At 70.4% G+C, this 23643-nt stretch carries 18 protein-coding genes, 1 tRNA gene and 1 pseudogene; 10 read left to right on the top strand and 10 right to left on the bottom strand.

What is annotated here, in order from left to right; translation table 11 throughout:
• Positions 1 to 7: 7 nt before the first annotated feature.
• The 3 genes from J2S57_RS19490 to J2S57_RS19500 all read right to left on the bottom strand — a co-directional run bounded on the left by J2S57_RS19490 (position 8) and on the right by J2S57_RS19500 (position 3215).
• Positions 8 to 1009, bottom strand: coding sequence for a beta-ketoacyl-ACP synthase III (locus J2S57_RS19490; protein WP_307245030.1), 1002 nt, complete (start codon positions 1007 to 1009; stop codon positions 8 to 10).
• Positions 1006 to 1950, bottom strand: coding sequence for an ACP S-malonyltransferase (locus J2S57_RS19495; RefSeq protein WP_307245032.1), 945 nt, complete (start codon positions 1948 to 1950; stop codon positions 1006 to 1008). Before J2S57_RS19495 ends, J2S57_RS19490 begins: the two co-directional genes overlap by 4 nt.
• A 95-nt stretch (positions 1951 to 2045) precedes the next feature.
• Entirely contained in the window at positions 2046 to 3215 is a 1170-nt protein-coding gene (locus J2S57_RS19500) for a PucR family transcriptional regulator (protein WP_307245034.1), read from the bottom strand.
• Between the two features lie 342 nt (positions 3216 to 3557).
• Here J2S57_RS19500 and J2S57_RS19505 point away from each other — a divergent pair, with 342 nt between their 5' ends.
• Complete coding sequence (locus J2S57_RS19505; RefSeq protein ID WP_307245037.1) at positions 3558 to 4298, top strand: hypothetical protein; 741 nt, start codon at positions 3558 to 3560, stop codon at positions 4296 to 4298.
• Between the two features lie 196 nt (positions 4299 to 4494).
• On the opposite strand, the gene aceE is transcribed toward J2S57_RS19505, so the two are convergent.
• On the bottom strand, positions 4495 to 7236 hold the full coding sequence (gene aceE / locus J2S57_RS19510) for a pyruvate dehydrogenase (acetyl-transferring), homodimeric type (protein WP_370882488.1): 2742 nt from the start codon (positions 7234 to 7236) through the stop codon (positions 4495 to 4497).
• A 711-nt stretch (positions 7237 to 7947) separates the two neighbouring features.
• Between aceE and J2S57_RS19515 the strand changes: the two genes are divergently transcribed.
• The 4 genes from J2S57_RS19515 to J2S57_RS19530 all read left to right on the top strand — a co-directional run bounded on the left by J2S57_RS19515 (position 7948) and on the right by J2S57_RS19530 (position 9780).
• The gene (locus tag J2S57_RS19515; protein ID WP_307245040.1) at positions 7948 to 8376 is read left to right on the top strand and encodes a DUF3052 domain-containing protein; all 429 of its coding nucleotides are present in this window, start codon (positions 7948 to 7950) and stop codon (positions 8374 to 8376) included.
• 142 nt (positions 8377 to 8518) lie between these two features.
• Complete coding sequence (locus J2S57_RS19520) at positions 8519 to 8977, top strand: peroxiredoxin (protein ID WP_307245042.1); 459 nt, start codon at positions 8519 to 8521, stop codon at positions 8975 to 8977.
• Between the two features lie 38 nt (positions 8978 to 9015).
• Positions 9016 to 9088: transfer RNA gene (locus J2S57_RS19525), tRNA-Val, on the top strand.
• 128 nt (positions 9089 to 9216) lie between these two features.
• Positions 9217 to 9780 (top strand): hypothetical protein, encoded by a 564-nt coding sequence (locus tag J2S57_RS19530; RefSeq protein ID WP_307245044.1) that lies wholly within the window; start codon positions 9217 to 9219, stop codon positions 9778 to 9780.
• A gap of 5 nt (positions 9781 to 9785) precedes the next feature.
• On the opposite strand, the pseudogene J2S57_RS35385 reads toward J2S57_RS19530, so the two are convergent.
• From J2S57_RS35385 to J2S57_RS19550, 5 genes and pseudogenes are all read right to left on the bottom strand, one after another.
• Positions 9786 to 10091 (bottom strand): annotated as a pseudogene (locus J2S57_RS35385) (IS1096 element passenger TnpR family protein); the annotation flags it as partial.
• Positions 10092 to 10221: 130 nt separating this feature from the next.
• Positions 10222 to 11256 (bottom strand): LacI family DNA-binding transcriptional regulator, encoded by a 1035-nt coding sequence (locus J2S57_RS19535; RefSeq protein ID WP_307245046.1) that lies wholly within the window; start codon positions 11254 to 11256, stop codon positions 10222 to 10224.
• Positions 11257 to 11261: 5 nt separating this feature from the next.
• Complete coding sequence (locus J2S57_RS19540) at positions 11262 to 12149, bottom strand: carbohydrate ABC transporter permease (RefSeq protein ID WP_307245048.1); 888 nt, start codon at positions 12147 to 12149, stop codon at positions 11262 to 11264.
• 6 nt (positions 12150 to 12155) lie between these two features.
• On the bottom strand, positions 12156 to 13001 hold the full coding sequence (locus J2S57_RS19545) for a carbohydrate ABC transporter permease (RefSeq protein WP_370882679.1): 846 nt from the start codon (positions 12999 to 13001) through the stop codon (positions 12156 to 12158).
• Positions 13002 to 13084: 83 nt separating this feature from the next.
• The gene (locus J2S57_RS19550) at positions 13085 to 14419 is read right to left on the bottom strand and encodes an extracellular solute-binding protein (protein WP_307245052.1); all 1335 of its coding nucleotides are present in this window, start codon (positions 14417 to 14419) and stop codon (positions 13085 to 13087) included.
• A gap of 340 nt (positions 14420 to 14759) precedes the next feature.
• Here J2S57_RS19550 and J2S57_RS19555 point away from each other — a divergent pair, with 340 nt between their 5' ends.
• The 4 genes from J2S57_RS19555 to J2S57_RS19570 all read left to right on the top strand — a co-directional run bounded on the left by J2S57_RS19555 (position 14760) and on the right by J2S57_RS19570 (position 21548).
• Positions 14760 to 17078 (top strand): beta-glucosidase, encoded by a 2319-nt coding sequence (locus J2S57_RS19555; protein ID WP_307245055.1) that lies wholly within the window; start codon positions 14760 to 14762, stop codon positions 17076 to 17078.
• A 262-nt stretch (positions 17079 to 17340) separates the two neighbouring features.
• Complete coding sequence (locus J2S57_RS19560; RefSeq protein ID WP_307245057.1) at positions 17341 to 19236, top strand: putative bifunctional diguanylate cyclase/phosphodiesterase; 1896 nt, start codon at positions 17341 to 17343, stop codon at positions 19234 to 19236.
• A gap of 5 nt (positions 19237 to 19241) precedes the next feature.
• The gene (locus J2S57_RS19565; RefSeq protein WP_307245059.1) at positions 19242 to 21026 is read left to right on the top strand and encodes a putative bifunctional diguanylate cyclase/phosphodiesterase; all 1785 of its coding nucleotides are present in this window, start codon (positions 19242 to 19244) and stop codon (positions 21024 to 21026) included.
• 36 nt (positions 21027 to 21062) lie between these two features.
• A complete protein-coding gene (locus J2S57_RS19570; protein ID WP_307245061.1) occupies positions 21063 to 21548 on the top strand; it encodes an LURP-one-related/scramblase family protein in 486 nt (161 codons plus the stop codon).
• On the opposite strand, the gene J2S57_RS19575 is transcribed toward J2S57_RS19570, so the two are convergent.
• Positions 21545 to 22534: a LacI family DNA-binding transcriptional regulator gene (locus tag J2S57_RS19575; protein WP_307245063.1), complete on the bottom strand. Its 990-nt coding sequence runs from the start codon at positions 22532 to 22534 to the stop codon at positions 21545 to 21547. The two genes, J2S57_RS19570 and J2S57_RS19575, sit on opposite strands and share 4 nt — an antisense overlap.
• A gap of 177 nt (positions 22535 to 22711) precedes the next feature.
• Between J2S57_RS19575 and J2S57_RS19580 the strand changes: the two genes are divergently transcribed.
• Positions 22712 to 23638 carry a carbohydrate ABC transporter permease gene (locus J2S57_RS19580; RefSeq protein ID WP_307245065.1) on the top strand — a complete coding sequence of 309 codons (927 nt, stop codon included), beginning with the start codon at positions 22712 to 22714 and terminating at the stop codon, positions 23636 to 23638.
• Positions 23639 to 23643: the final 5 nt, after the last annotated feature.

The raw sequence follows: 23643 nt of genomic DNA on the forward strand, positions 1-23643 counted from the left end.
GAGAGCTTCAGGGCAGCTCGACGACCTGGGCGGAGTAGCTCAGCCCGGCGCCGAAGCCGATCAGAAGGGCGAGGCCCCCGGAGGTTACCTGACCCTCGGTGATCAGCCGGTCGAGGGCCAGCGGGATCGAGCCGGCGGTGGTGTTGCCGGAGTCGACCACGTCGCGGGCGACCACCACGTGGTCGGGGACCTTGAGCTGCTTGGCCATCTGGTCGATGATCCGGATGTTGGCCTGGTGCGGCACGAACGCGGCCAGGTCGGCCACGTCGACCTCGGCCGCCTCCAGCGCCCTGCGCGCGACCGGGGCCATCTCCCAGACCGCCCAGCGGAAGATCTTGGGCCCCATCATGGACAGCACCGGCCAGGCGGCGTCGTCCTCGTCGCGGTACTCGGTCCAGGAGCGGGTCTGCACCAGCGCCGCGGACTGGTCGGCGTCCGAGCCCCAGACCGTGGGGCCGATGCCGGGGACGTCGCTCGGGCCGATCACCACGGCGCCGGCGCCGTCGCCGAAGATCATCGCGCTGCCGCGATCGGCGGGGTCGACCACGTCGGTCATCCGGTCGCTGCCGATGACCAGCACGTGCCGGGCCGAGCCGCCGCGGACCATGTCGTTCGCCACCGAGACGCCGTGGGTGAACCCGGCGCAGGCGGTGGTCAGGTCGAACGAGGTGGCCCGGCCGCAGCCCATGATCGCGGCGGCGAGGGCGGCGGCCGAGGGCATCGAGACCATGTGGGTGCTGGTCGCCATGATCACGGCGTCGATGTCGGACGGGGTGAGCCCGGCCCGCTCGATCGCCTGGGTCCCGGCGTGGGCGCCCATGTCGGCCACGGTCTCGCCGGGCGCCGCGAAGCGCCGGGTGACGATGCCGGTGCGCTCCCGGATCCACTGGTCCGAGGAGTCGAGCACCTCGCAGATCTCGTCGTTGGTGACGATGCGCTCGGGACGGTAGGCCCCGGTGGAGAGGATGCGCGCGTACTCGGCTCCGCGCCTGCTGCCGATCTGGCTCATGCCGTCACTTCCTGGCCCGGCTCGGCGTGCTTCTCGATCAGCTCGCGGGCCGCGGGCAGGTCGGCCGGGGTCTTCAGCGACACCAGCTCGACGCCGGGCAGGGCCCGCTTGGCGATGCCGGTGAGGGTACCGGCCGACGGCAGCTCCAGCAGGGCGGTGACGCCCAGCTCGCGGAACGTCTCCTGGCACCGGTCCCAGCGCACCGGGCGGCTGATCTGCCGCACGATCCGGCCGAGCACCTCGGTGCCCTCGCCGACGACGGCGCCGTCGGCGTTGGAGACCAGGCGGGTGGACGGGTCGTGGGTGCTGACCGCGCGGGCGTAGCCCTCGAGCACCTCGACCGCGGGGGACATGAAGTGGGTGTGGAAGGCCCCGGCGACCTTGAGGGGACGCACCCGGGCCTTGGCCGGCGGCTCGTCCTTCAGCCGCTCCAGGTTCTCCAGCGTGCCGGCCGCGACCACCTGGCCGGTCATGTTCATGTTGGCCGGGGTGAGGTCGAACTTCTCCAGTACCCGGAGCACCTCGTCGGGGTCGCCGCCCAGCAGCGCGCTCATCCCGGTGGGGACGGCGGCGGCCGCCCGGGCCATGGCCCGGCCGCGCTCGCGCACCAGCACCATCGCCTGCTCGTCGGTGATCACCCCGGTGGCGGCGGCCGCGGTGATCTCACCGACGGAGTGGCCGGAGAACGCGCCGGCGCCGTGCGGACCGAGCAGCGGCAGCGCCAGGAGCCCGGCGGCCACGAGCAGCGGCTGCGCGACGGCGGTGTCCTGGATGGTGTCGGCGTCGGAGGTGGTGCCGTGCGCGACCAGGTCGATGTCCGCGACGGCCGACAGCCAGCCGAGGCGGTCGGCGGCGCCCGGCTCCTCGAGCCAGGGGCTCAGGAAGCCGGGGGTCTGTGAGCCCTGTCCGGGCGCGACGATGACGAGCACGTGCTTAACCATGCGCTGGATGCCTCGTCGGCGGAGGGCGTGGGACGTACGAAGGTTCGGGCAACGCCTTGGAGGGTTCCTACAAAGGTGTGCTGGCCGAAATCCGGTCAGGCCGGAGCATCGCCCACGCGACCTGCGATGATGGCAATGCGTAGAACGAAGGCCCCCCGAGCGTCCGTAGGGTCCCACCTAGTGATGTCACTCACGCGGCGCAGTCGGTACCGCACCGTGTTCGGGTGCACGAACAGGGCCCGGGCCGCCCCCTCGAGCGATCCGCCCAGCTCCACGTAGGTCCAGACGGTCTCCAGCAGATGGGCCGCGCCCTCGGTCAGCGGCCGGTAGGCCTGCTCGATCAGGGTGCGCCGGGCCTCCTCGTCACCGGTCAGGAGCCGTTCGGGCAGCAGGTCGTCGCTCTGCACCGGCCGCGGCGCCCCGGGCCAGGCCCGCGCCGCCGACAGCCCGGAGATCGCGGCCCGGGCCGAGCCCGCCGCCGCCATCAGCCCGTTCATCGCCGGTCCGATCACCAGCGGGCCCGGGCCGAAGTAGGGGGCCAGGTCGGGCACCAGCGCGGCCGGGTCCTCACCGTGGCCGAGGATCGCGACCAGCCGCTCGCCGTGGATGCCGACCAGTAGGTCGGCCCCGGCGTTGCGGGTGCTGCGGCGCAGGGCCTCCAGGTTCTCCTCAACCGGCTCGGGCGGCGCGGCCCCGGCCACCACGACCACCTTGGTGGCCGCGCCCCAGTTCAGCGCGGCCGCCCGGGAGCGCAGGTCCTCGCTCTCGGCGCCGCGCAGCACCGCGTCCACCACCAGGGCCTCGAGCCGCGCGTCCCACGACCCGCGTGACTCGGCCGCCCGGGCGTAGATCTCGGCGGCGGCGAAGGCGACGTCGCGGGAGTACCGCAGCACCGCCTCGCGCAGGTGGGGCTCGGCGCCGGGGGCGGCGATCGAGGGCACCTGCTCCTCCACCGCGTCCACCACCGTGCGCACCATGTCCAGGGCGTGCTGCAGCGACACCGACCGGGTCAGCTCGCGCGGGGCGGTGCCGAACACGTCGGCGGTGATCTCGACCCGCCGCGTGCCGGACGTCGGCCGGTCGGCGTACCAGGCGATGAAGGCCGAGATCGCGGCCTGCGCGATCAGCCCCAGCCAGGAACGGTCCTGCGCGCTCATCGCCCGGTACCAGGGCAGCGCGTCTTCCATCCGCCGCACGGCCTCGCCGGCGAGGACGCCCCGCGCCGCTCTCAGATTCGCGACGGTCGCCTCGTCCGCGGTCACCACACCGTCGACATTAGGGCACCCCGTGCCCCTGGCCTGCCGCGGCGTGCCCTCCGTCAAGGTGCTGCGGGCCCGGTAGTGCTCCGGTGGCAGCGGCGTACGCTGCGGGAACGGGCACGGCCCGGGCAGCACCGGTCGCCCCCGGTGGGCCCTACGCGTTAGGGTCGAGACGGTCCTACGTCACACAGGAGGCACTCAGAGGCAGCATCGGCGTCACCGAACGGTCACGCGAACGCGCTGTATCCCCGGTGGGGCGGCAGGACTCGATTCTGCACAACGAACGGCACGAACACAGCCAGCACACACAGCACCAGGACTGCACCGCAACTTGCCGAAAGGGGCGATATGTCAGCGCTGGATCGGCTGAAGCAGCGCTCGGCGGACGACTTCGCCGCGGGCGGCGGAGACCGGGCCGAACTCGCCGCCGCTCACTCCGTCGAGACCCCGGTCGAGCTCGGTGGTGGCGACCTGCACGCCACCGACGAAGACCGCAGCGAGGAAGAGTCGCTGCGCGCGCGGCTGGGCGAAGACCCCAACGATGTCGCCGCGTTCGACCGCCTGGCCGGGATCGTCGAGGCGATGGCCGCGGAGAACCACGAGGGCGGCGACCCGCAGCGCGCCGCGGAAGACTCTGTCTGGGCCCTGGCCGAGGAGGTCGCCCAGAACAACCGGGCCTGGTACCCGCTGATCCAGCTGGCCCGGCTCTCCATCGACGACGACCGGGAGACGGCCCTGCGCCGCCTGTCCACCGCCGCCGACCGGGACTCCGAGGGTGAGGCGCTGGCCCAGGGCCTCGCCATGCTGCGCGAGGCCGGCCACGCCACCGACGCCCTGAACCTCGGGGTCGGTCACTGGCGCCCTCGCGAGCACGTCATCTCCGCGGCCCGGGAGCTCATCCTGGCCGCGATCGAGACCGAGCGCACCGGTGAGGCCCGGCGGCACCTGGCCGCCCTGGGCGAGCATCCCGACCAGGCCGCCGTGCAGGCCCTGCGCGACGAGCTGGGCAGCAAGGTCGGCCCGGGTTCCACCCCTCCCACCGGCTCCATCGCGGTGGGCGGCGCGGGCGACATCTCGACGATCTTCTAGAGGCAACAGCACCAGCGACGGACGAAGGGCACCGGCGATCACGCCGGTGCCCTTCTCGCTGTGGCGGGGACGACCAGCCTGAGCCCCGGGGGAGGTGACGGATGCGCCGGACGTGACCGCCGCGTCCACCATGGAGAGCCCCCCAGGCCGAAGGGCCGCCGGGAGACAACCCGACGGCCCCTCGCGAACCGGACTCCTAGGAGTCGCCGCCCGCCTGACCGGTCGTGCCGGCCCGGACGTTCAGCAGGTCGTACTTGTCGATCGCCTGCTGCGGCAGCGCGGCGTCGACCTCACCACGTGCGGCCAGCATCTCGAGCACCCGCACCACCACCGACGGGCTGTCGATACCGAAGTACCGGCGGGCCGCCGCCCGGGTGTCGGACAGACCGAAGCCGTCGGCGCCCAGCGAGACGAACTCCTGCGGCACCCACTGCCGGATCTGGTCGGGAACGGCCCGCATGTAGTCGGTGACCGCCACGACCGGACCGGCCGCGTCCGCGAGCTTCTGCGTGACGTACGGCGTGCGCGCGGGCTCCGACGGGTGCAGGAACGCGTGGTTCTCCGCGTCCAGCGCGTCGCGCCGCAGCTCACTCCAGCTGGTCACACTCCAGACCGAGGCGGCGACGCCCCAGTCGTTCGCCAGCAGCTCCTGCGCCTCGAGCGCCCACGGCACCGAGACACCCGACGCCAGGATCTGGGCCTGGGGCCCGTCGGCCCGAACCGGCTGAGACAGCTGGTAGATGCCCTTGAGGATCCCCTCGACGTCCACCTCGGCCGGGGCCGGGGGCTGCACGATCGGCTCGTTGTAGACCGTGAGGTAGTAGAAGACGTCTTCCGGCGTCTCCCCGTACATCCGGCGCAGACCGTCGCGCATGATGTGCCCGATCTCGTACGCGTAGGCCGGGTCGTAGATCACGGCCGCCGGGTTGGTCGACGCCAGCAGCGGCGAGTGCCCGTCGGCGTGCTGCAGACCCTCACCGGTCAGCGTGGTGCGACCGGCCGTGGCGCCGATCAGGAAGCCCCGCGTCATCTGGTCGGCCGCCGCCCACAGGCTGTCGCCCGTGCGCTGGAACCCGAACATCGAGTAGAAGACGTAGATCGGCACCATCGGCTCGCCGTGCGTGGCGTACGAGGTACCGGCCGCCTGGAACGCCGCGACCGAACCGGCCTCGTTGATGCCGACGTGCAGGATCTGGCCCTTGACCGACTCGGTGTAGGCCAGCATGAGCTCGCGGTCGACCGACAGGTACTGCTGGCCGTGCGGGTTGTAGATCTTCGCCGTCGGGAAGAACGAGTCCATGCCGAACGTGCGCGCCTCGTCCGGGATGATCGGCACCACGCGCTGACCGAAGTCCTTGTCGCGCATCAGGTCCCGCAGGATCCGCACGAACGCCATGGTGGTGGCGACCTGCTGCTTGCCCGAGCCCTTGTTGGCACCCGCGTAGGCCTTGTCGTCGGGCAGCTTCAGCGTGCCCGCGGTGTGGCGGCGGGCCGGCACCGCCCCGCCCAGCTTCGAGCGCCGGTCCTTGATGTACCGGATGATCTCGTCGTTCTCGCCCGGGTGGTAGTACGGCGGCAGGTACTTGTCCGCCTCGAGCTGCGCGTCGGTGAACGGGATGCGCAGCCCGTCGCGGAAGAGCTTCAGGTCGTCGAGCGTGAGCTTCTTCATCTGGTGCGTGGCGTTGCGGCCCGCGAAGTGCGTACCCAGGCCGTAACCCTTGATGGTCTTGGCGAGGATCACGGTGGGCTGGCCGTTGTGCTCCATCGACGCCCGGTAGGCCGCGTAGACCTTGCGGTAGTCGTGGCCGCCGCGCTTGAGCTTCCACCAGATGTCGTCGTCGGACATCTTCTCGACCAGCTTCGCCGTGCGCGCGTCGCGCCCGAAGAAGTGCTCGCGGATGAACGCCCCGTCCTCGGCCCGGAAGGTCTGGTAGTCACCGTCGGGCGTGACGTTCATCAGGTTGACCAGCGCGTGGTCGCGGTCGGCGGCCAGCAGCGGGTCCCACTCGCGACCCCAGACGACCTTGATGACGTTCCAGCCGGCGCCGCGGAACTGCGCCTCGAGCTCCTGGATGATCTTGCCGTTGCCGCGCACCGGGCCGTCGAGGCGCTGCAGGTTGCAGTTCACCACGAAGGTCAGGTTGTCGAGCTCCTCCTGGGCGGCGACCTGCAGGAAGCCGCGGCTCTCGGGCTCGTCCATCTCACCGTCGCCGAGGAACGCCCAGACGTGCTGCTGCGACGTGTCCTTGATGCCCCGGTTGTGCAGGTACTTGTTGAACGACGCCTGGTAGACCGCGTTCATCGGGCCCAGGCCCATCGAGACGGTCGGGAACTCCCAGAAGTCGGGCATCAGCCGCGGGTGCGGGTACGACGACAGGCCGCCGGCCGGGTGCGACTTCTCCTGGCGGAACCCGTCGAGCTGGTCGGCGGAGAGCCGGCCCTCGAGGAAGGCGCGCGCGTAGACACCGGGGGAGGCGTGCCCCTGGAAGAAGACCGAGTCGCCGCCGCCCGGGTGGTCCTTGCCCCGGAAGAAGTGGTTGAAGCCCACTTCGTAGAGCGTCGCCGAGGACGCGTACGAGGAGATGTGGCCACCCACGCCGATGTCGGGACGCTGGGCGCGGTGAACCATGACCGCGGCGTTCCAGCGCATCCAGGCGCGCGCGGTGCGCTCCGCCTCCTCGTCACCCGGGAACCAGGGCTCGGCCTCCGGCGGGATGGTGTTGACGTAGTCGGTCGCCGTGAGGCTCGGCACACCGACACCGCGCTCGCGGGCGCGCTGGAGCAGCGACTGCATCAGGTAACGGGCACGCTGGCGGCCCTGACCGTCGATGGCGGCGTCGAGCGACGCGAGCCATTCGGCGGTCTCCTCAGGATCGATGTCGGGCAGCCGGCTCGGCAGCCCGTTGAGAATCGGGCCTGATGATTCTCGTCCGACCACGACGGTCCTCCTGGATTTAGGACAACGGGTTGTCACCACGCCGAACCCGGGCGGATCGCGACCGGGATCGTCTCTATCTTGGCTGACGGCGGGCGGGACTTCACAGGTACCCCGCCGTTCGTCACGCTGCGGCTGTGCTGCGGATCCCGTGCCCTCGAGGTCCAGTGTGCCCCTTCGGTACCGGTGCGGGTGAGCGGGGGGACGCGCTTGATCACGTTTTCGGCTCGGTGACACCGGCGTGTCGCCCCGGTTTCCCCGGTGTGTCGCGGGGTGGCCCGATTTTTCTCACAGTGGTGTGCGGTGGTGGTCGCCGACGGTGGACGCGTCGGCGGTCCCCTCCCGGTCCGGGGCGAATTCCGAAATCGGCGTGCGCGAGGGGCCTTCGTGCCCGATGCTCTTGGGAACCCGGTGCCGGGTTCGGATCGTCCTTTCGGCCGACCGAGTACCGCAACTTCACCGGCGCAGGCAAAAACACGATGCGCGAGGTGGCGGGGCGGTTGCGCGGCACTCCGCCTATGGAGTCCACTAGCCTGAACGCACCTGGTGAACGGTTGCATCGTCATCGGGTGAAGGAACGGGTGAAGGAACCTCGACACCAGGACCATGCAGTGAAGCGGGCGGGTCAGACGACTCGCCCGGAGAAGGAGCGGCCCTCACGGGCCGCCGGTGCCGCCACGTGGGAAAGCGTTGGCAGCGGAGGAGGTCAGTGAGGTGGGCGCGACCGCGGAGCCCGCGGCTGAGCAGTCCATGGCCGGCCGGCTAGGACTGAAGCCCGGTCAGTTCGTACAGGAATTCGGGTACGACGACGACACGGACGACGATCTGCGACTCGCAATCGAGACGCTGACGGGCAACGAACTGGCCGACGAAGACTCCCAGGATGTCGTCGACGCAGTTGTCTACTGGTGGCGCGACGAGGACGGAGACCTCGTCGACTCGCTGGTGGACGGACTGACGAACCTCGCCGAGGGCGGGGTGATCTGGCTGCTGACGCCGAAGGCGGGCCGAGACGGCCACGTCGAGCACAGTGAGATCGAGGAGGCCGCCCCGACCGCTGGCCTGCACGCCACCAGCACGATCAGCGTGTGCCAGGACTGGACCGGGACGCGTCTGGCCACCCCGAAGGCCGGGCGCCGCTGACCTGACCTCGGGCCGAAGGCTGGCGCGGGGCCCGGGAGGACCTGACAGACTGTGTCCCGCGTGCCAGGAAGATCCTGGCGCGCGGGACAGTCACGGTTTCCCCGGCTGTCCCGCAGGTCGGTCGTCGCTGGGAGGATCAGGCATGGCACTCGAGATCGGTGGGGCCGCTCCGGACTTCGCGCTGAAGAGTGAGCACGGCGAGGTGGTCCGGCTCTCCGACCTGCGCGGCGAGAAGAACGTGGCGCTCGTCTTCTACCCGTTCGCGTTCTCCGGCATCTGCACCGGTGAGCTGTGCGAGATCCGCGACAACCTGGCCGCCTTCGACGAGGGCTCGGTGCAGGTGCTCGCGATCTCCTGCGACCCGATGTACGCCCTGCGCACCTGGGCCGAGGCCGAGAAGTACCCGTTCCCGCTGCTGTCGGACTTCTGGCCGCACGGTGAGGTGGCCAAGGCCTACGGCGTGTTCAACGAGAGCACGGGCAGCTCCGTTCGCGGTACCTTCCTGATCGACAGGGACGGCGTGCTGCGCTGGAGCATCGTCAACGGCATGGGCGAGGCCCGGTCGCTGGCCGGCTACCGCGAGGCCATCGCCGCTCTGTAACAATTGTCGTGACCGGCGTCTTCGCGGCGCCGGTCCTGGGGCCTGTAGCTCAGTTGGTAGAGCACCGCGTTTACACCGCGGGTGTCGTCGGTTCGAGACCGGCCGGGCCCACCTCCCGCACGAACAGCGCCGTGGCCCGCGGCAGCAGCGACCGGGCCGAGGGGCCGGGAAGCCAGCCGGAACGGGTGCACTCGGCCAGATCGAGCCCGGTCAGCGCGGGCCGCAGATGGTGCAGGGCCGTGCGCACGTCGTGTTCGCCGGTGGTGTCGCCGGGGCTCATCGTGGCCAGCACCGCGTGCACCAGCTCGGCCTCGCTGCGGGCCCCGCGCGCGGCCAGGTGCCCGACCGCGGTCGCGGCCACCACCGCCCCGAAAGCGCCCGGGGCGAACCAGGAACGCAGGCGCCGCACCACGAACCGCTCGTCGCCGGCCTGGGCCGCCGGGCGCAGACGGCCCTGCCGTTGCACCAGGATCCCGGTGCTGCGCAGCACGCCGTGCAGAGCCAGCAGCGGGGGCAGGCCGGGCCGGTCGGTCTCCGGCTCGGCGGTCGCCGGCCAGCGCGGCCGGCGCCGGTGCACCGCCGCCGTCACCTCGGCCGGGAACCCTCCGCCCTCGCGCACTTCCACCCCGTCGCCGACGAGCCGCAGCAGCAGTGCGACCGACTCGGGCACCGCGCCGGCCATCTGCCGCACGCGGGCGTCGGTGAGGGCGGGCCGGAACTCGCCCTCGAGCCCGGGGACCGCGAACCCGGCCCAGCGCCGCGGCCCGCCGCTGCCCTCCGGCGGGCATGTCCCCTCGCCGTAGACGCAGGCCGCCTCGTCGCCGCCCGCGCCGAGCACCACCGCGTCGTGCTCCCAGCCGTGCTCCGGGTGGTAACGGTAGAGGAAGGTGGACCCGAGGTCACCCGCGAGCGTGCCCACGGGCGGGGCGCCGGGCTCGCCGAGGAACGCGGCCAGCCCCGAGACCAGCTGGTACGACTGCCGATCGAGCCAGCCGAAGGCGATCTGCAACAGCTCGTGGAGCTCACCCAGCGTGGAGTCGGCGGGTACGTCGAGCACGCGCAGCACCCGTGGTTCGACGTCGCGGAGTGTCACTTTCAGACGGATCGTCCTCACCCGGGGGAGATTACGTCACGTTCCGGTACAGATCCGGACCGTGACACCCATCCGCAGGCCGGGTTGCAGTGGGGGTGCAGCCATTCACGGGTTACCGGCAGGTGGGGCTCGCGGTCCACTGCGGCGGGGGCTACGGCACCCGCGCCGAGGAGGACGGTGGCGCCGACGACGCCCGCACCACCAGGCTCGTCGCCAGCTCCACGTGGTGCGAGTCCACCGCCGCCCCGGCCGCCAGCCGCAGCGCCGTGCGCAGGGCCACGCTCCCCATCTCGCGCAGCGGCTGCCGCACCACGGTCAGCGGCGGTGAGCAGATCTCGGCCAGCTGGGTGTCGTCGAACCCGACCACGCTGAGGTCTTCCGGCACCCGCACCCCGCGCCGCCGGCAGGCCTCGATCAGCCCGAGGGCGATCTCGTCGCTGCCGGCGAACACCGCGGTGGGTGGGCTCTCCAGCGCCAGCAGCTGCTCACCACCGGCCACCCCCCACGCGTAGCGGAAGGTGCCGTGCCGCACCCGATCCGGCGTGACCGGGTGCCCGGCCGCCTCCAGCGTGCTGCGAAAACCCTGCCACCGCGCCTGGTTGCAGCCCGCGTCGGCACCGCCGCCGAGGTAGGCCAGGCGGGTGTGGCCGAGCGAGAGCAGGTGCTCGGCCGCGCTGATGCCGCCGAAGTAGTTCGTCGAGCCGACGCTGATCACGTCGGCCCCGGCCGGGGTCAGCGGGTCGATGACCACGAGCGGCACCCCGGCGCGGGCCAGGGCGGTCGCGTCTTCCTCCGCCATCTCGTTGCTCACGCTGATCACCGCGCTGCGCCCGGCCTTGGCCACGCCCAGCGCCCAGGCGGTGGGCGTCGAGCCGATCCGGCCCTTGCTCAGCATGATCGCCACGCCCGGTTCGGCGGCGGCCTGCAGCACTCCTTCCATCACCTCGTTGCTGTAGGCCGCCAGCGGCCCGGCGAACACCACTTCCACGCAGGGCTGCCGGCTGCCGCCGCGCCCGGTGTAGTAGTGCTGCCGGAGCAGGTCCTCGACCATCGCCCGGGTGCCGGGGGAGACGTCCTGGCGCCCGTTGACCACCTTCGAGACGGTGGCGATCGAGACGCCGGCCGCCTCCGCGATGGTGGCCAGGGTCGCCCGCCCCGGCTTCACGCCGTTAGTCGAGCTGTCCACGGGGCTCAGCGCCCGAACCCGGCCGTGAGTCCGCTCAGCAGCTGACGGCGCCCGATCGCGTACAGCGCGAGGATGGGCAGGGTGGTCAGGACGACCGCCGCCGCCACGGCCGGCACGTTGACGCCGTACTGGCCCTGGAACGACCAGAGGGCCAGGGGCAGCGTGCGCATGGTCGGCTCCGTCGTGAGCACCAGCGGCAGCAGGAACCCGTTCCAGATCGTCAGCGCGTTGTAGATGCCCACCGTCACCAGCGCCGGCCGGGTCAGCGGAAAGGCCAGTGACCAGGCCGTTCTCCATTCGCTGGCGCCGTCGAGCCGCATCGACTCGAACAGCTCCTTGGGCACGTCGCGGATGAAGTTGACCAGGATCAGCACGGTCAGCGGGATGGCGAAGGCGATCGAGGGCAGGATGATCGCCAGCAGGGTGTCGTACAGCTGCAGCTTGATGATGATCAGGTAGACCGGGATGATCACCGCCTGCAGCGGGATCGCCAGCCCGGCCAGGAACAGCGTGTTCACGCCGCGCAGGAAGCGCCCGTCACCGGCCCGCACGATCGCGAACGCGGCCATGAACGAGATGATCACCGCCGGCACCACCGCGCCCAGCGTCACGATCACGGTGTTGGTGAAGTACCGCGTGAACCCCGAGTCCAGCACGAAACGGTAGTTCTCGAGGGAGATCTCACCGGGGGGCAGGAGCGGGTTGGTGGTGTAGTAGTTGGCCCGGGTCTTGATGCTGGTCAGCGCGATCCAGTAGATCGGGATGATCACCACCAGCAGCCAGAACCAGCCCGCGAGCCCACCGAGCCAGTTCCAGCGCAACAGTTTTCGGGCGGTGCCGGAGGACGTGGTGGTCGTCCGGGCGGTCCGCTCACCGGACAGGGTGGTGGTCACCGGTGATCACATCCCCTCGAGCTGGCTGGTGGTCTCGCGGCCGCCGCCGAGCCGCCGCAGCAGCATCGCCAGCAGCAGGCCGGTCACGACCAGGATGACCGCGATCGCGCTCGCCGGGCCCATCGAACTGGCCCGGAAACCGCGGATGTACATGTCCAGGGCCAGGGCTCGCGTGGCGTCGGCGGGGCCGCCGGCGGTCAGCACCCAGATCAGGTCGAAGAAGGTCAGCGACCCGACGACCATCAGCGTGGACGACGTGATGATGGTGTTCTTCAGCTGCGGCAGGGTGATGTTCCAGAACTGCCGCAGCCGGCCCGCGCCGTCGAGCTGCGCGGCCTCGTAGAGCGAGACCGGGATCTGCCGCACCGCCCCCTGGTAGATCAGCGAGTGGAACGGGATGAACTGCCACGACACCACGAACACGACCGTGCAGAGCGCCAGCGTGCGGTTGCCCAGCCAGTCCTGCACCAGCCAGTCGATGTCCAGGCCGGGGCCCAGCCCGAAGTTGGGGTCGAGCAGCGCCTTGAAGGTGAGCGCGATGGCGGCCTGGCTGAGCAGCAGCGGGATGAAGTAGATGACGGCCAGGAAGCCCCGGTACCGCTCGCGGGAGGCCAGGAACACCCCGATGAGCAGGCTGATCGGCGTCTGGAAGGCCCACGACAACGCCATGATCTCGAACGTCACCCACAGCGAGTGCGGCAGGTTCGGGTCTTTCAGCACCTCCTGCCAGCTGTCGAGGCCGCTGGGACGGATGGCACCCAGGCCGTCCCACGAGGTGAAGCTGAGGGCCAGTACCCCGACCAGGGGGACCACGGCGAACGCCACGAACATCAGCAGGGCCGGCAACGCCATCCAGGCGATGGAGCCCTGCCGGACCGCGTGCGACGCGGTCCGGGCAGGAGCTGCCTGATCGGGCGGAAGAGCGACGGGGACGGTCACTTGGCGAGTTCTTTGTTCATGCTCTGGGCGAACTGCTCGGGCGTGATGGCGAGTCCGAACAGCTTGGCGATGTTGGCGAGCATCGGCTCGGCCGCGACCGGGCCGAGGGCCTGGTCCCACGACTGCGAGAAGACCTTGGCCTTGCTGGCGGTGTCGTAGACGAACTGCAGCCAGGCCTCGTCCTCCAGGCCCTTGAACTTGGCGTCCACCCCGACCACGATCGGCACCTGACCGGCCATGTTCACCCAGTCGCTCTGCTCGGCGTCGGAGAGCACCTGGGTGCTGAAGAAGTCCTTGGCGGCCTTCTTCTGCTCGTCGGTGGCCTTGGACGAGAGCGAGTAGTACTGGCCCGGGTTGCCGTACGTGTTGCTCGGGTCGCCGGTGCCACCGGCGACCGGCGGGAAGTTCATGTAGCCGAGGTCGCCGTTCTTGACGAAGTCGCCACCCTCCTCCTTCATCGACCCGTAGGTCCAGGCGCCGTGCAGCATCATGGCCGCCCGGCCGGAGGTGAGCAGAGCCTGGTCGGCGTTGGTGTCGGCGGTGATCGAGGCGAAGCCCTTGCCGAAACCCCCCGCCTTGACCAGCTTCTGCAGTTCGGTCATGGCCTTGATCGCGGCCGGGTCCGACCAGGCGTCCGGCTTCTTCTCGAAGATGGCCTGGAAGACCTCGGGCCCGCCGATCCGGTCGAAGAGGAACTCCAGCCACATCATGTTGGTCCAGCGCGACTGACCGGCCAGGGCGAACGGGGTGATGTCCTTGTCCACGAACTGCGGCACCAGGGCCAGCATGTCCTCCCAGGAGGTGGGTGGCTGCAGCCCGGCGTCGGCGAAAACCTTCTTGTTCCAGAACAACACGATCGGGGTGACCGACTCGGCCGGCACCGCGTAGAACTTTCCGTCGACCATGGCGGGTGCCAGGGCGGAGGCGAACCGCCGCTCCTTCTGGTCCGGGTTCTCGTCGAACCACGACGTCAGGTCCTCGACCGCCCCGGCCTCGACCCAGCTGGCCAGGCCGCCGCCGCCCCATCCCCAGATCACCGTGGGGGCGTTGCCGGCCCCGATCGCGACCCGGATCTTCTCCTTGTAGGCGTCGTTCTGGAACGCGTTGCCCTTGATCGCCTCGTCCGGCTTGGCCTTGTTGAACCGGTCGAGCGAGTTCCTGCGGATGGTTTCGTTCGGGTCGACGGACAGGTACCAGTAGGTGCCGCCCGAACCCTTTCCGCCGCCGCCGTTCTCGGTGCCGGGACCGGAACTTCCGCAGGCCGCGAGAGTGGCGCCGGCGATCGGGACGCCGAGCGCGAAGGTCAGGAAATTGCGTCGGGACGTCTTCATGGGATCCACGGTGATCTCCATCGGGTACCGGCCGCGGGCGGTCCGCGGCTCTCGAGAGAAGTCGCGCCGGGACCGAGCAGCGCCCCGGTGCGCTGGTTCAGATTCACGATCAGGTTCAGGGTCGGCGTGAATTCACCCCTCGAATTCTCGCCGGAAATGTCGGAAGTTCTCGAAAGCTAGTTTCGCCGCCGGGGGATGTCAACCCTTGAAAGGGATCCGCGCAGGAGGGACAGTGAAACCGTCGACGAACGGAAAAACGCCTGTCAGCGCTCGGTTTTGATCAGGGCTGAAGTCGTCGGTCACCGAAAACTTTTCGAAGCACCTCACGAAGGAGTGAGTGGTGGATACAACCGAAGCCTGGCGCGACAGGGCGGTCCCGATCGCGATCCGGGTGCGTGACCTGCTGGCCCGGATGACCGTCGAGGAGAAGGCGGCCCAGCTCGGCAGCCGCTGGCTGGGCAACACGCCCCGCGAGTTCGGCCCCGACAGCGCGCCGATGGAGCAGGCCTTCGCCGCCTCCACCGCCGTTGCGCTGGAGCAGGCCGCCCGGCACGGCCTCGGGCACCTGACGCGGGTCTACGGCAGTGCCCCGGTGAGCCCGGCACAGGGTGCGGCCGAGCTGGCCCGACAGCAGGAGGTGGTCGTCGCGGGCTCGCGGTTCGGCATCCCGGCGATCGCCCACGAAGAGTGCCTGACCGGTGTGACTGCTTACGGGGCAACGGTTTACCCGGCCGCGATCGCCTGGGCGGCGAGTTTCGACCCGGACCTGGTCGGGGAGATGGCCGCGGCCATCGGTCACGATCTCGCGGGTCTGGGTGTGCACCAGGGGCTTTCACCACTGATGGACGTGGTGCGCGACTACCGCTGGGGGCGCGTCGAGGAGACGCTCGGGGAAGACCCGTACCTGGTCGCCGAGCTCGGCAGTGCCTACGTGCGCGGGCTCGAGGGAGCCGGGATCGTGGCCACCCTCAAGCATTTCGCCGGGTACGCGGCCTCGCGGGCCGGGCGCAACCACGGGCCGGTCTCGGCCGGCCGGCGGGAACTGCTCGACGTGGTGCTGCCGCCGTTCGAGGCCGCCGTCGCCGCCGGTGCCCGTTCGGTGATGCACTCCTACAACGACGTCGACTCGGTGCCGGCCGGCGTCGACGACTGGCTGCTCACCGAGATCCTGCGTGAGCAGTGGGGTTTCACCGGTACGGTGGTCTCGGACTACTGGGCCACGCCGTTCCTCGCGCTGATGCACAAGGTGGTTCCCGACCACGCCGGGGCCGCCGAGGCCACCCTGCGTGCGGGCACCGACGTGGAGCTGCCCGACACCCTCTGCTTCGCGCACCTGCCCGACCTGGTGCGTGCGGGCCGGGTCGAGGAGGCCCTGCTCGACCGGGCCGTCACCCGGGTGCTCACGCAGAAGGCCGAGCTCGGCCTGCTCGACGCCGATCGCAAGCCCGCGGTGGACCCGCCCGAGTCCCTCGACGCACCCGTGAACCGCGACATCGCCCGCCGGCTGGCCGACGCGTCCATCATTCTTCTCGACCCGGGCACCGCCCTGCCGATCGGCGAGCCCCCCTCGCGCATGCTCGTGGTCGGCCCCTGTGCCGACGACGCCCGCACCTTCATGGGCTGCTACGCCTTCCCCAACCACGTGCTGCCCAAGTTTCCCGAGCACGCCGGGGGCCTGGGCATCCCGATCCCCACCGCGCTCGACGCGCTGCGGGCCGAGTTCCCCGGCACCGAGCTCTCTTTCGAGGTCGGCTGCGACGTGATGGGCGACGACCCGAGCGGCATTCCGGCGGCCGTCACCGCCGCGGCGGGGGCCGACCTGGTCGTCGCCTTCGTGGGCGACCGGGCGGGGATGTTCGGTGGTGGGACGTCCGGCGAGGGCTGCGACGTCGACGACCTGCGCCTCCCGGGGCGGCAGGAAGAACTGGTGACGCGTCTGCTCGACACCGGCACGCCGGTGGTCGTGGTCGTGGTGTCGGGCCGGCCGTACGCGCTCGGCGACCTGGCGTCCCGCACCGCCGGGCTGGTGCAGGCGTTCATGCCCGGTGCCGAGGGAGGCGCCGCGCTGGCCGGGGTGCTGTCCGGGCGCATCGATCCGGGAGGCCGGCTGCCGGTGCAGATCCCGCGCCGCCCGGGCGGCCAGCCCTTCACCTACCTGCAGCCCCCGCTCGGCGAGCCCAGCACTATCAGCAGCGTCGACACCACGCCGCTGTTCCCCTTCGGCCACGGGCTCTCGTACCACCCCCTCGAACTGGGCGAGTTCTCGATCGACCGGGAAGAGGTGGACACCGCGGGCGAGATCGAGGTGAGGTGCGTCGTCCGCAATCCGCACGAGGTCCCCGGGAGCGAGGTCGTGCAGCTCTACCTGAGCGACCCGGTGGCCTCGGTCGTGCGGCCGGTGCGCTGGCTGGCCGGGTTCGCCCGGGTGCGGCTGGAGGCGGGGGAGTCGGCCGAGGTGGTGTTCCGGGTGCACGCGGACCGCACCGCCCTGGTCGACCGTGACCTGCGGCGGGTGGTGGAACCGGGCGAGATCGAGGTGGCCGTGGGCACGTCGTCGCGCGACCTGCCGCACCACGGCCCGGTTCGCCTGACCGGACCGCGCCGGGTGGTCGGCCATGATCGGGAACTGCGCACTCCGGTCCGGATCGCGGTGTTGTAGACCTCACCGGGCTCAGAGGTCAAGTGCCGGCCGCTCACCGAAGGGAAACCGGATTCGCGGCCGGCAAACCGGAAAGCACCCGCATTGACGGGTTTTGCGCTGGTGGTTTCCACCTCAGTTGGGTGATGGACGATGCACAGAACCCCCTCCGGACCGTTACCGTCACACGGTCGGGCGTCACCCTGTCGGCGGATCATCGCCGCTGGGTGATCGGACGACGGGAAGACAAGCACTTGTACCGTGTCCGGAAGGGGAAGACGACGTGGCGGTGGCGCCAGCCATGCCGTGGGCCCAGGCGACCGGCCGACCTCGGAGAGGGCGGCACCGGCTGCCCGACCAGCAGGCGTCCAAGCCGGAACCCCTGTCCGGGTGGGCGAAAGCCATCCTGGCCGACATCGCCGTTCCCGCCGTGACCATGTCGCCCGAGATGCGGGTCTCCGAGCTCGACGACTGGTTCAAGGGCAACCCCCGCGCGACCACGATCGTCGTGCCGCTGCTCACCGGCCCGATCGTGGTCGACCGCGCCTGGTTCGACCGCTGGGTGGCGAGTGCCCTCGGCTACGGGCGCTCGGTCTACAAGCGCATGACCCTGGCCGACCTCGACGACGTGACCAGCATCTTCCTGCCCGCCGACACCACCATCGACGCGGCCGCGGCCGTGGTCACCGACGAGGCGCCGGGCGAGGAGGCGTCGGTCAGCACGGTCGGCGTGATCGCCCCCGACGGCACGCTGATGACGGTCTCGGTGACCACCCTGTTCCGCGCGCTCTCGTACAGCTACGCCTACCAGGCCCGCCACGACGTCCTCACCGGGCTGCCCAACCGGGCCTCGCTGATGGAGTGGATGCGCGGCCACGACGCGCAGTCCGGCGACCTGACCGTGCTCTACATCGACCTCGACCGGTTCAAGGACGTCAACGACAGCCTCGGTCACGCCGTCGGCGACCAGGTCCTGAGGCTTTTCGCCGAACGGCTCCAGAACATCGCCCGCCCGGACGACCGCGTCGCCCGGCTGGGTGGCGACGAGTTCGCCATGGTGCTGGCCGGGGTGCTGACGTCCGAGGAGTCGCGCGGCGTCGCCGAGCGCATCGTGCACGAGGCCTCGATGCCGTTCAGCGTCACGGTCGACCACGGTGACGGCCAGCAGGTCGAGGCCGTCGCCAGCATCGGCGCCAGTGTCGGCGTGGCCGGGGCCGACTCGGTGATGTCCGGGGTCAGCCTCGAGGACCTGGTGTCCCAGGCCGACCTGGCGATGTTCCAGTCCAAGGCCCACGGCCGGGGAAAGGTCACCCACTTCGACGCCGAGGTGCTGGCCACCCGCGGCTCGCAGGCCGAGCTGCGCGCCCGGCACCACATGGAGCGGCGCCTGCGTCTGGCCATCGCCAACGGTGACCTGCGCCTGCACTACCAGCCGCTGGCCGAGGTGGCGAGCAACCGCATCGTCGGCGCCGAGGCGCTGGCCCGCTGGGCCGACGACGAGCTCGGGCCGGTGGCCCCGACCGAGTTCATCAAGCTCGCCGAGGAGACCGGGCTGATCATCGACCTGGGCCGGTGGGCGCTCAACACCGCCTGCCGGGAGGCCGCGACCTGGCCGATGTTCGAGTCGGTCGACGGCATCCGGCGGCGCATGAAGGTCACCGTGAACGTGTCGGCCGTGCAGCTGTCGCAGCCCTCGTTCGTGCGGGACGTCGCCGACGCCCTGGTCGACTCCGGCCTGCTGCCGCGCACGCTGTGCCTGGAGATCACCGAGACCGCGGTGATCGGTGACATGCACGCCACCGCCAAGAACCTGCAGGAGGTACGCGATCTCGGGGTCACCGTGGCCCTCGACGACTTCGGCACCGGCTACTCGTCCCTGACGATGCTGCGCGACCTGCCCGCCGACGTGGTCAAGATCGACAAGTCGTTCATCGACAAGATCGCCGTGGAGGCCTCCACCGACAGCGTGCTCGCCCGCCTGGTCATCGAGACCGCCCACTCGCTGGGCATGAGCGTGTGCGCCGAAGGGGTGGAGACCAACGAGCAGGCCGAGCGCCTGGCCGACATGGGGTGCGACACCCTGCAGGGCTGGCTGATCTCCAAGCCGCTCTCCGGGTCCGAAGCGTTCACCGAGTGGCTGCCCACCGCCGTGCTGCCCGAAGCCCTGGGGCCGCGGTAACCGAGATGACCACTCCGGTACTCACCCAGACGGTGTCCTTGGGAGACATCGCCGAGCCCGCCGTGAGCATGCCGGCCTCGATGCGCGTCACCGAACTCGACGACTGGTTCCGCCGCAACCCGCAGGCCCCCTGTGTGGTGGTGCGGATGCGCAGCGGCCCGGTGGTGCTCGACCGGTCGTGGTTCGAGCGCTGGATCACCGGCAAGCTCGGGTTCGGGCGCGCCGTGCACAGCCGCCTGACCCTCGGAAGGCTCAGCGGCGTCCCGCATCTCGTGGTTCCCGCGCACACCGGGATCGCCGAGGCCGCGGGAGTGGTCAGCGAGGAGACCGACCAGACGCTGATCTCGAACGTCGGTGTGCTGATGCCCGACGGCGAGGTCATGACGGTCGGCGTCACCACCCTGTTCCGCGCGCTCTCGCGCGACTACGCCCACCAGGCCCGGCACGACCCGCTGACCGGCCTGCCCAACCGGGCGTCGCTGATGGAGTGGGTCGCACGGCCGGACGAGCAGGAGTCCGAGGTCACCGTGCTGTACGTCGACCTCGACCGGTTCAAGGACATCAACGACGGCCTCGGTCACGCCGTCGGTGACCAGGTGCTGCGTGAGTTCGCCGACCGGCTGCGGCGGATCGCCCGCTCCGGCGACCGCGTGGTGCGTCTCGGTGGCGACGAGTTCGCGCTGATCCTGAGGGGCACGCTCACCGCCGGGGCGTCGCGGGCGGTGGCCGAGCGGATCGTGCACGAGGCCTCGCTGCCCTTCGGCGTGCTGGTCGACCACGGCGGCGAGCACACCCCGGTCCCGACCTCGGTGTCGATCGGCGCCAGCGTCGGCGTGGCCGGGCTGGACTCAATGCCGCTGGGCGGCCCCGGGGTTCGCCTCGACGACCTGGTCTCCCAGGCCGACCTGGCGATGTTCCAGGCCAAGGCGCACGGACGCGGGCGGGTCACCTACTTCGACCCGCAGCTGGTGGCGGCCCCCGGCCGGCTCGAGGAACTGCGGGCCCGGCACCACATGGAACGGCGGCTGCGCTCGTCGATCGGCTCGGGCGCGCTCAGCCTGGCCTACCAGCCGCTGGCCGGCGTCGCGAGCAACCGCATCCTCGGCGCCGAGGCCCTGGCCCGCTGGAACGACGAGGAACTCGGCCCGGTCTCCCCGGTCGACTTCATCACCGTGGCCGAGGAGACCGGCCTGATCATCGACCTGGGCCGCTGGGTGCTGCGCACGGCCTGTTTCGAGGCCGCGACCTGGCCGCCGGTGCGCCACCCGGACGGTTCACTGCGGCGGCTCAAGGTCACCGTGAACATCTCGCCCGTGCAGATCGAGCAGCCCAGCTTCTTCCGCGAGGTGCTCGAGGCCCTCACCGACTCCGGCCTGCCCCCGCAGTCGCTGTGCCTGGAGATCACCGAGACCGCGGTGATCGGCGACCTGGAGGTCACCGCCCAGCTGCTGCGCGAGATCCGGGGCCTGGGTGTCACCATCGCCCTCGACGACTTCGGCACCGGCTACTCGTCCCTGACGATGCTGCGCGACCTGCCGGCCGACGTGGTGAAGATCGACAAGTCGTTCATCGACCGGGTGACCGACTCGTCCACCGACCACGTGCTCACGAAACTCGTGGTGGAGACGGCCCACTCGCTGGGCATGCGGGTCTGCGCCGAAGGGGTGGAGACCGCCGAGCAGGCGCGGCAGCTCACCGCCATGGGCTGCGACGTGCTGCAGGGGTGGCTGATCTCCCGGCCGAGGCCGGGATCGGCGGCCCTGGTCGAGTGGTTGCGCTCGCGGGCGTGACCTTGCGCCGATCGGGTGGTCCCCGAGAATGGCTTCATGTACCTGATCAAGGAACGCTTCTTCGACATCGGTGACGACTTCGACATCACCGACGAGGACGGCCGGCTGGTGCTGCACGTCGACGGCAAGGTGCTCAGCCTGCGTGGGCGCCTGGTGCTGGAAGACCCGGAGGGCAGGGAAGTGGCCTCCGTGCACCGGCAGCTGATCTCGTTGCGCGAGACCTATACGATCACGGTGGGCGACCAGAAGGCGGCCGAGGTGAAGAAGAAGTTCTTCACCCCGTTCGGCGACCGGTTCACCATCGACGTGCCCGGGCCCGACGACCTCACCATGAAGGGCGACCTGTTCGACCACGAGTACTCGGTCGAGCGGGGCGGTCGCGAGGTGGCCAACGTGTCCAAGCGCTGGTTCAAGATCCGGGACACCTACGCGGTGCGCATCGGTGACGGCGAGGACCACCTGCTGATCCTCGCCGCCGTGCTGGCCCTGGACATGGCCGGGTCGCGCAAGGACGACGACTAACCCTCCGCCGGGGGAGCGGTGCTCTCCCGCAGCACCAGATGGGTCGGCACCAGCACGTTCGCGGGCGAGCTGGTGCCGCTCCGGATGCCGTGGATCAGCATCTCCACGCTGCGCCGGCCCACCCCCTCGAAGTTCTGCCGCACCGTGGTCAGGGGCGGCCAGAAGTCCTTGGACTCGGCCATGTCGTCGAAGCCGACCACACTGATCTCGCCGGGCACGAGGCGTCCCCGCTCGTGCAGCCCGCGCAGCACGCCCAGCGCCATCTGGTCGTTCGCCGTGAACACGGCTGTCACGCCGGGCTTCTGGGCCAGCGTCAGGCCCGCCCGGTAGCCGGAGTCGGAGGTCCAGTCGCCCCGCACCGCCGGCGGCACCTCGCGCCCGTGCCGCAGCAGCGTGTCGCACCAGGACTGGTGGCGGCGCGTGGCCGAGTAGGAGTTCGGCGGGCCGGAGACGTGCCAGACCGTGCGGTGCCCGAGGCTCAGCAGGTGCTCGGTGGCCAGACGCGCGCCCTCGGCCTGGTCGGTGTCGACGATCGGGTGCGGCAGATCGGCCCCGGCGTCGATGACCACCACCGGGAGACCGGCGGGCCAGTGCACCTCGTTGGTGTCGATCAGGGCAGTCTCGATGACGATGATCACCCCGTCCACGGCCTGCCGGTGCAGCCGCGCGAAGGCCTGCGTCACGTCGGTCTGCGAGGGACGACGCACCGGGATGAGGGTCAGCGAGTAGTTGTGGTCGGACGCCGCCATCGCGATCGAGTCGAGGGTGCGCATGTTGCCGAACGACGACAGCGTGAACATAATCACGCCGATGTTCCCGAATCGCCCCAGCCGCAGGGCCCGCGCGGCGTTGTTCGGACGGTAACCGACCTTGCGCATCGCCGCTTGTACCCGATTACGGGTGCTCTCGTCCACATTTGAGCGCCCGTTGGCGACGCGTGACACCGTCTGGCCGGAGACCCCGGCCTCCCGGGCGACGTCCGCCATGGAAGGGCCGCGTCTGCGCACTTTTGGTTCCACGATGAGGCTTTCGTCTGACTGCACCGTGTGATCGGGCGGATTCACCGTCGAGGGCCCGTGGTCATGTTCACGTAAACATGCTAGCTTCCGAAGACCAAAATGTTGACGTAAACATCTTGGTGTTCTTTCCAGAGAGGTAAAGAGATGACGATGGCGTCGGCGACCGCTCGCACGGTCCCGCCCTCGCGGCAGCCGGTTCGGCGCAAGACGCGGAAGGACTGGCGCGGCTGGATTTTCGTCGGCCCCTTCATGGCCGTCTTCGCCCTGGTGTTCATCGCGCCCTTGGTCTACGCGATCTACCTGAGCACCTACCGGAACCAGCTGATCGGCGGCAACAGCTTCGTCGGTCTGGACAACTACACCCAGCTCTTCCAGGACGCGGCCTTCTGGCACGCCCTGCTGCGGGTTCTGCTCTTCCTCGTGGTGCAGGTCCCCATCATGCTCGGTCTGGCCCTGGCCGCGGCGATGGCGATCGACAGCGCCCGGCTCTACGGTGCGAACCTCTTCCGCATCGTGCTGTTCCTGCCCTACGCGGTGCCGGCCGTCGTGGCCGTGCTGATGTGGGGCTTCATGTACGGCGACCAGTTCGGTCTGGTCGGCCAGCTGAACGAGGCGCTCGGCACCGGTCTCAACCCGTTCGCCGGTAACTGGACGCTGGTTTCGATCGGTAACATCGTGACCTGGTCGTTCGTGGGTTACAACATGCTGATCTTCTACACCACGCTGAAGACGATCCCCACCGAGCTCTACGAGGCGGCGGAACTCGACGGCGCGGGCCAGTTCTGGATCATCCGGGCGATCAAGTGGCCGGCCCTGCGCGGCTCCATGGTGATCGCCACGATCTTCTCGATCATCGGCAGCTTCCAGCTCTTCAACGAGCCGAACATCCTGCGGCCGCTGCTCCCGAACGTCATCACCACCGACTACACCCCGAACATGTACGCCTACACTCTGGCTTTCAGCGGTCAGCAGCAGAACTACGCTGCCACCGTGGCCATCGTGATGGGTGTCGTCACCGCCGTCATCGCCTACGTCGTGCAGCTGCGCGGATCCCGGAACGAGGAGCGCTGAGATGA

Source organism: Kineosporia succinea, assembly GCF_030811555.1.
GTDB lineage: Bacteria > Actinomycetota > Actinomycetes > Actinomycetales > Kineosporiaceae > Kineosporia > Kineosporia succinea.

What these genes read in the sequence shown, in the direction of transcription:
- J2S57_RS19490 (WP_307245030.1), bottom strand. Translation starts at nt 1,009, where the DNA reads ATGAGCCAGATCGGCAGCAGGCGCGGAGCCGAGTACGCGCGCATCCTC.
- J2S57_RS19495 (WP_307245032.1), bottom strand. Translation starts at nt 1,950, where the DNA reads ATGGTTAAGCACGTGCTCGTCATCGTCGCGCCCGGACAGGGCTCACAG.
- J2S57_RS19505 (WP_307245037.1), top strand. Translation starts at nt 3,558, where the DNA reads ATGTCAGCGCTGGATCGGCTGAAGCAGCGCTCGGCGGACGACTTCGCC.
- J2S57_RS19520 (WP_307245042.1), top strand. Translation starts at nt 8,519, where the DNA reads ATGGCACTCGAGATCGGTGGGGCCGCTCCGGACTTCGCGCTGAAGAGT.
- J2S57_RS19545 (WP_370882679.1), bottom strand. Translation starts at nt 13,001, where the DNA reads ATGGCGTTGCCGGCCCTGCTGATGTTCGTGGCGTTCGCCGTGGTCCCC.
- J2S57_RS19550 (WP_307245052.1), bottom strand. Translation starts at nt 14,419, where the DNA reads ATGAAGACGTCCCGACGCAATTTCCTGACCTTCGCGCTCGGCGTCCCG.
- J2S57_RS19565 (WP_307245059.1), top strand. Translation starts at nt 19,242, where the DNA reads ATGACCACTCCGGTACTCACCCAGACGGTGTCCTTGGGAGACATCGCC.
- J2S57_RS19570 (WP_307245061.1), top strand. Translation starts at nt 21,063, where the DNA reads ATGTACCTGATCAAGGAACGCTTCTTCGACATCGGTGACGACTTCGAC.
- J2S57_RS19575 (WP_307245063.1), bottom strand. Translation starts at nt 22,534, where the DNA reads ATGGCGGACGTCGCCCGGGAGGCCGGGGTCTCCGGCCAGACGGTGTCA.
- J2S57_RS19580 (WP_307245065.1), top strand. Translation starts at nt 22,712, where the DNA reads ATGACGATGGCGTCGGCGACCGCTCGCACGGTCCCGCCCTCGCGGCAG.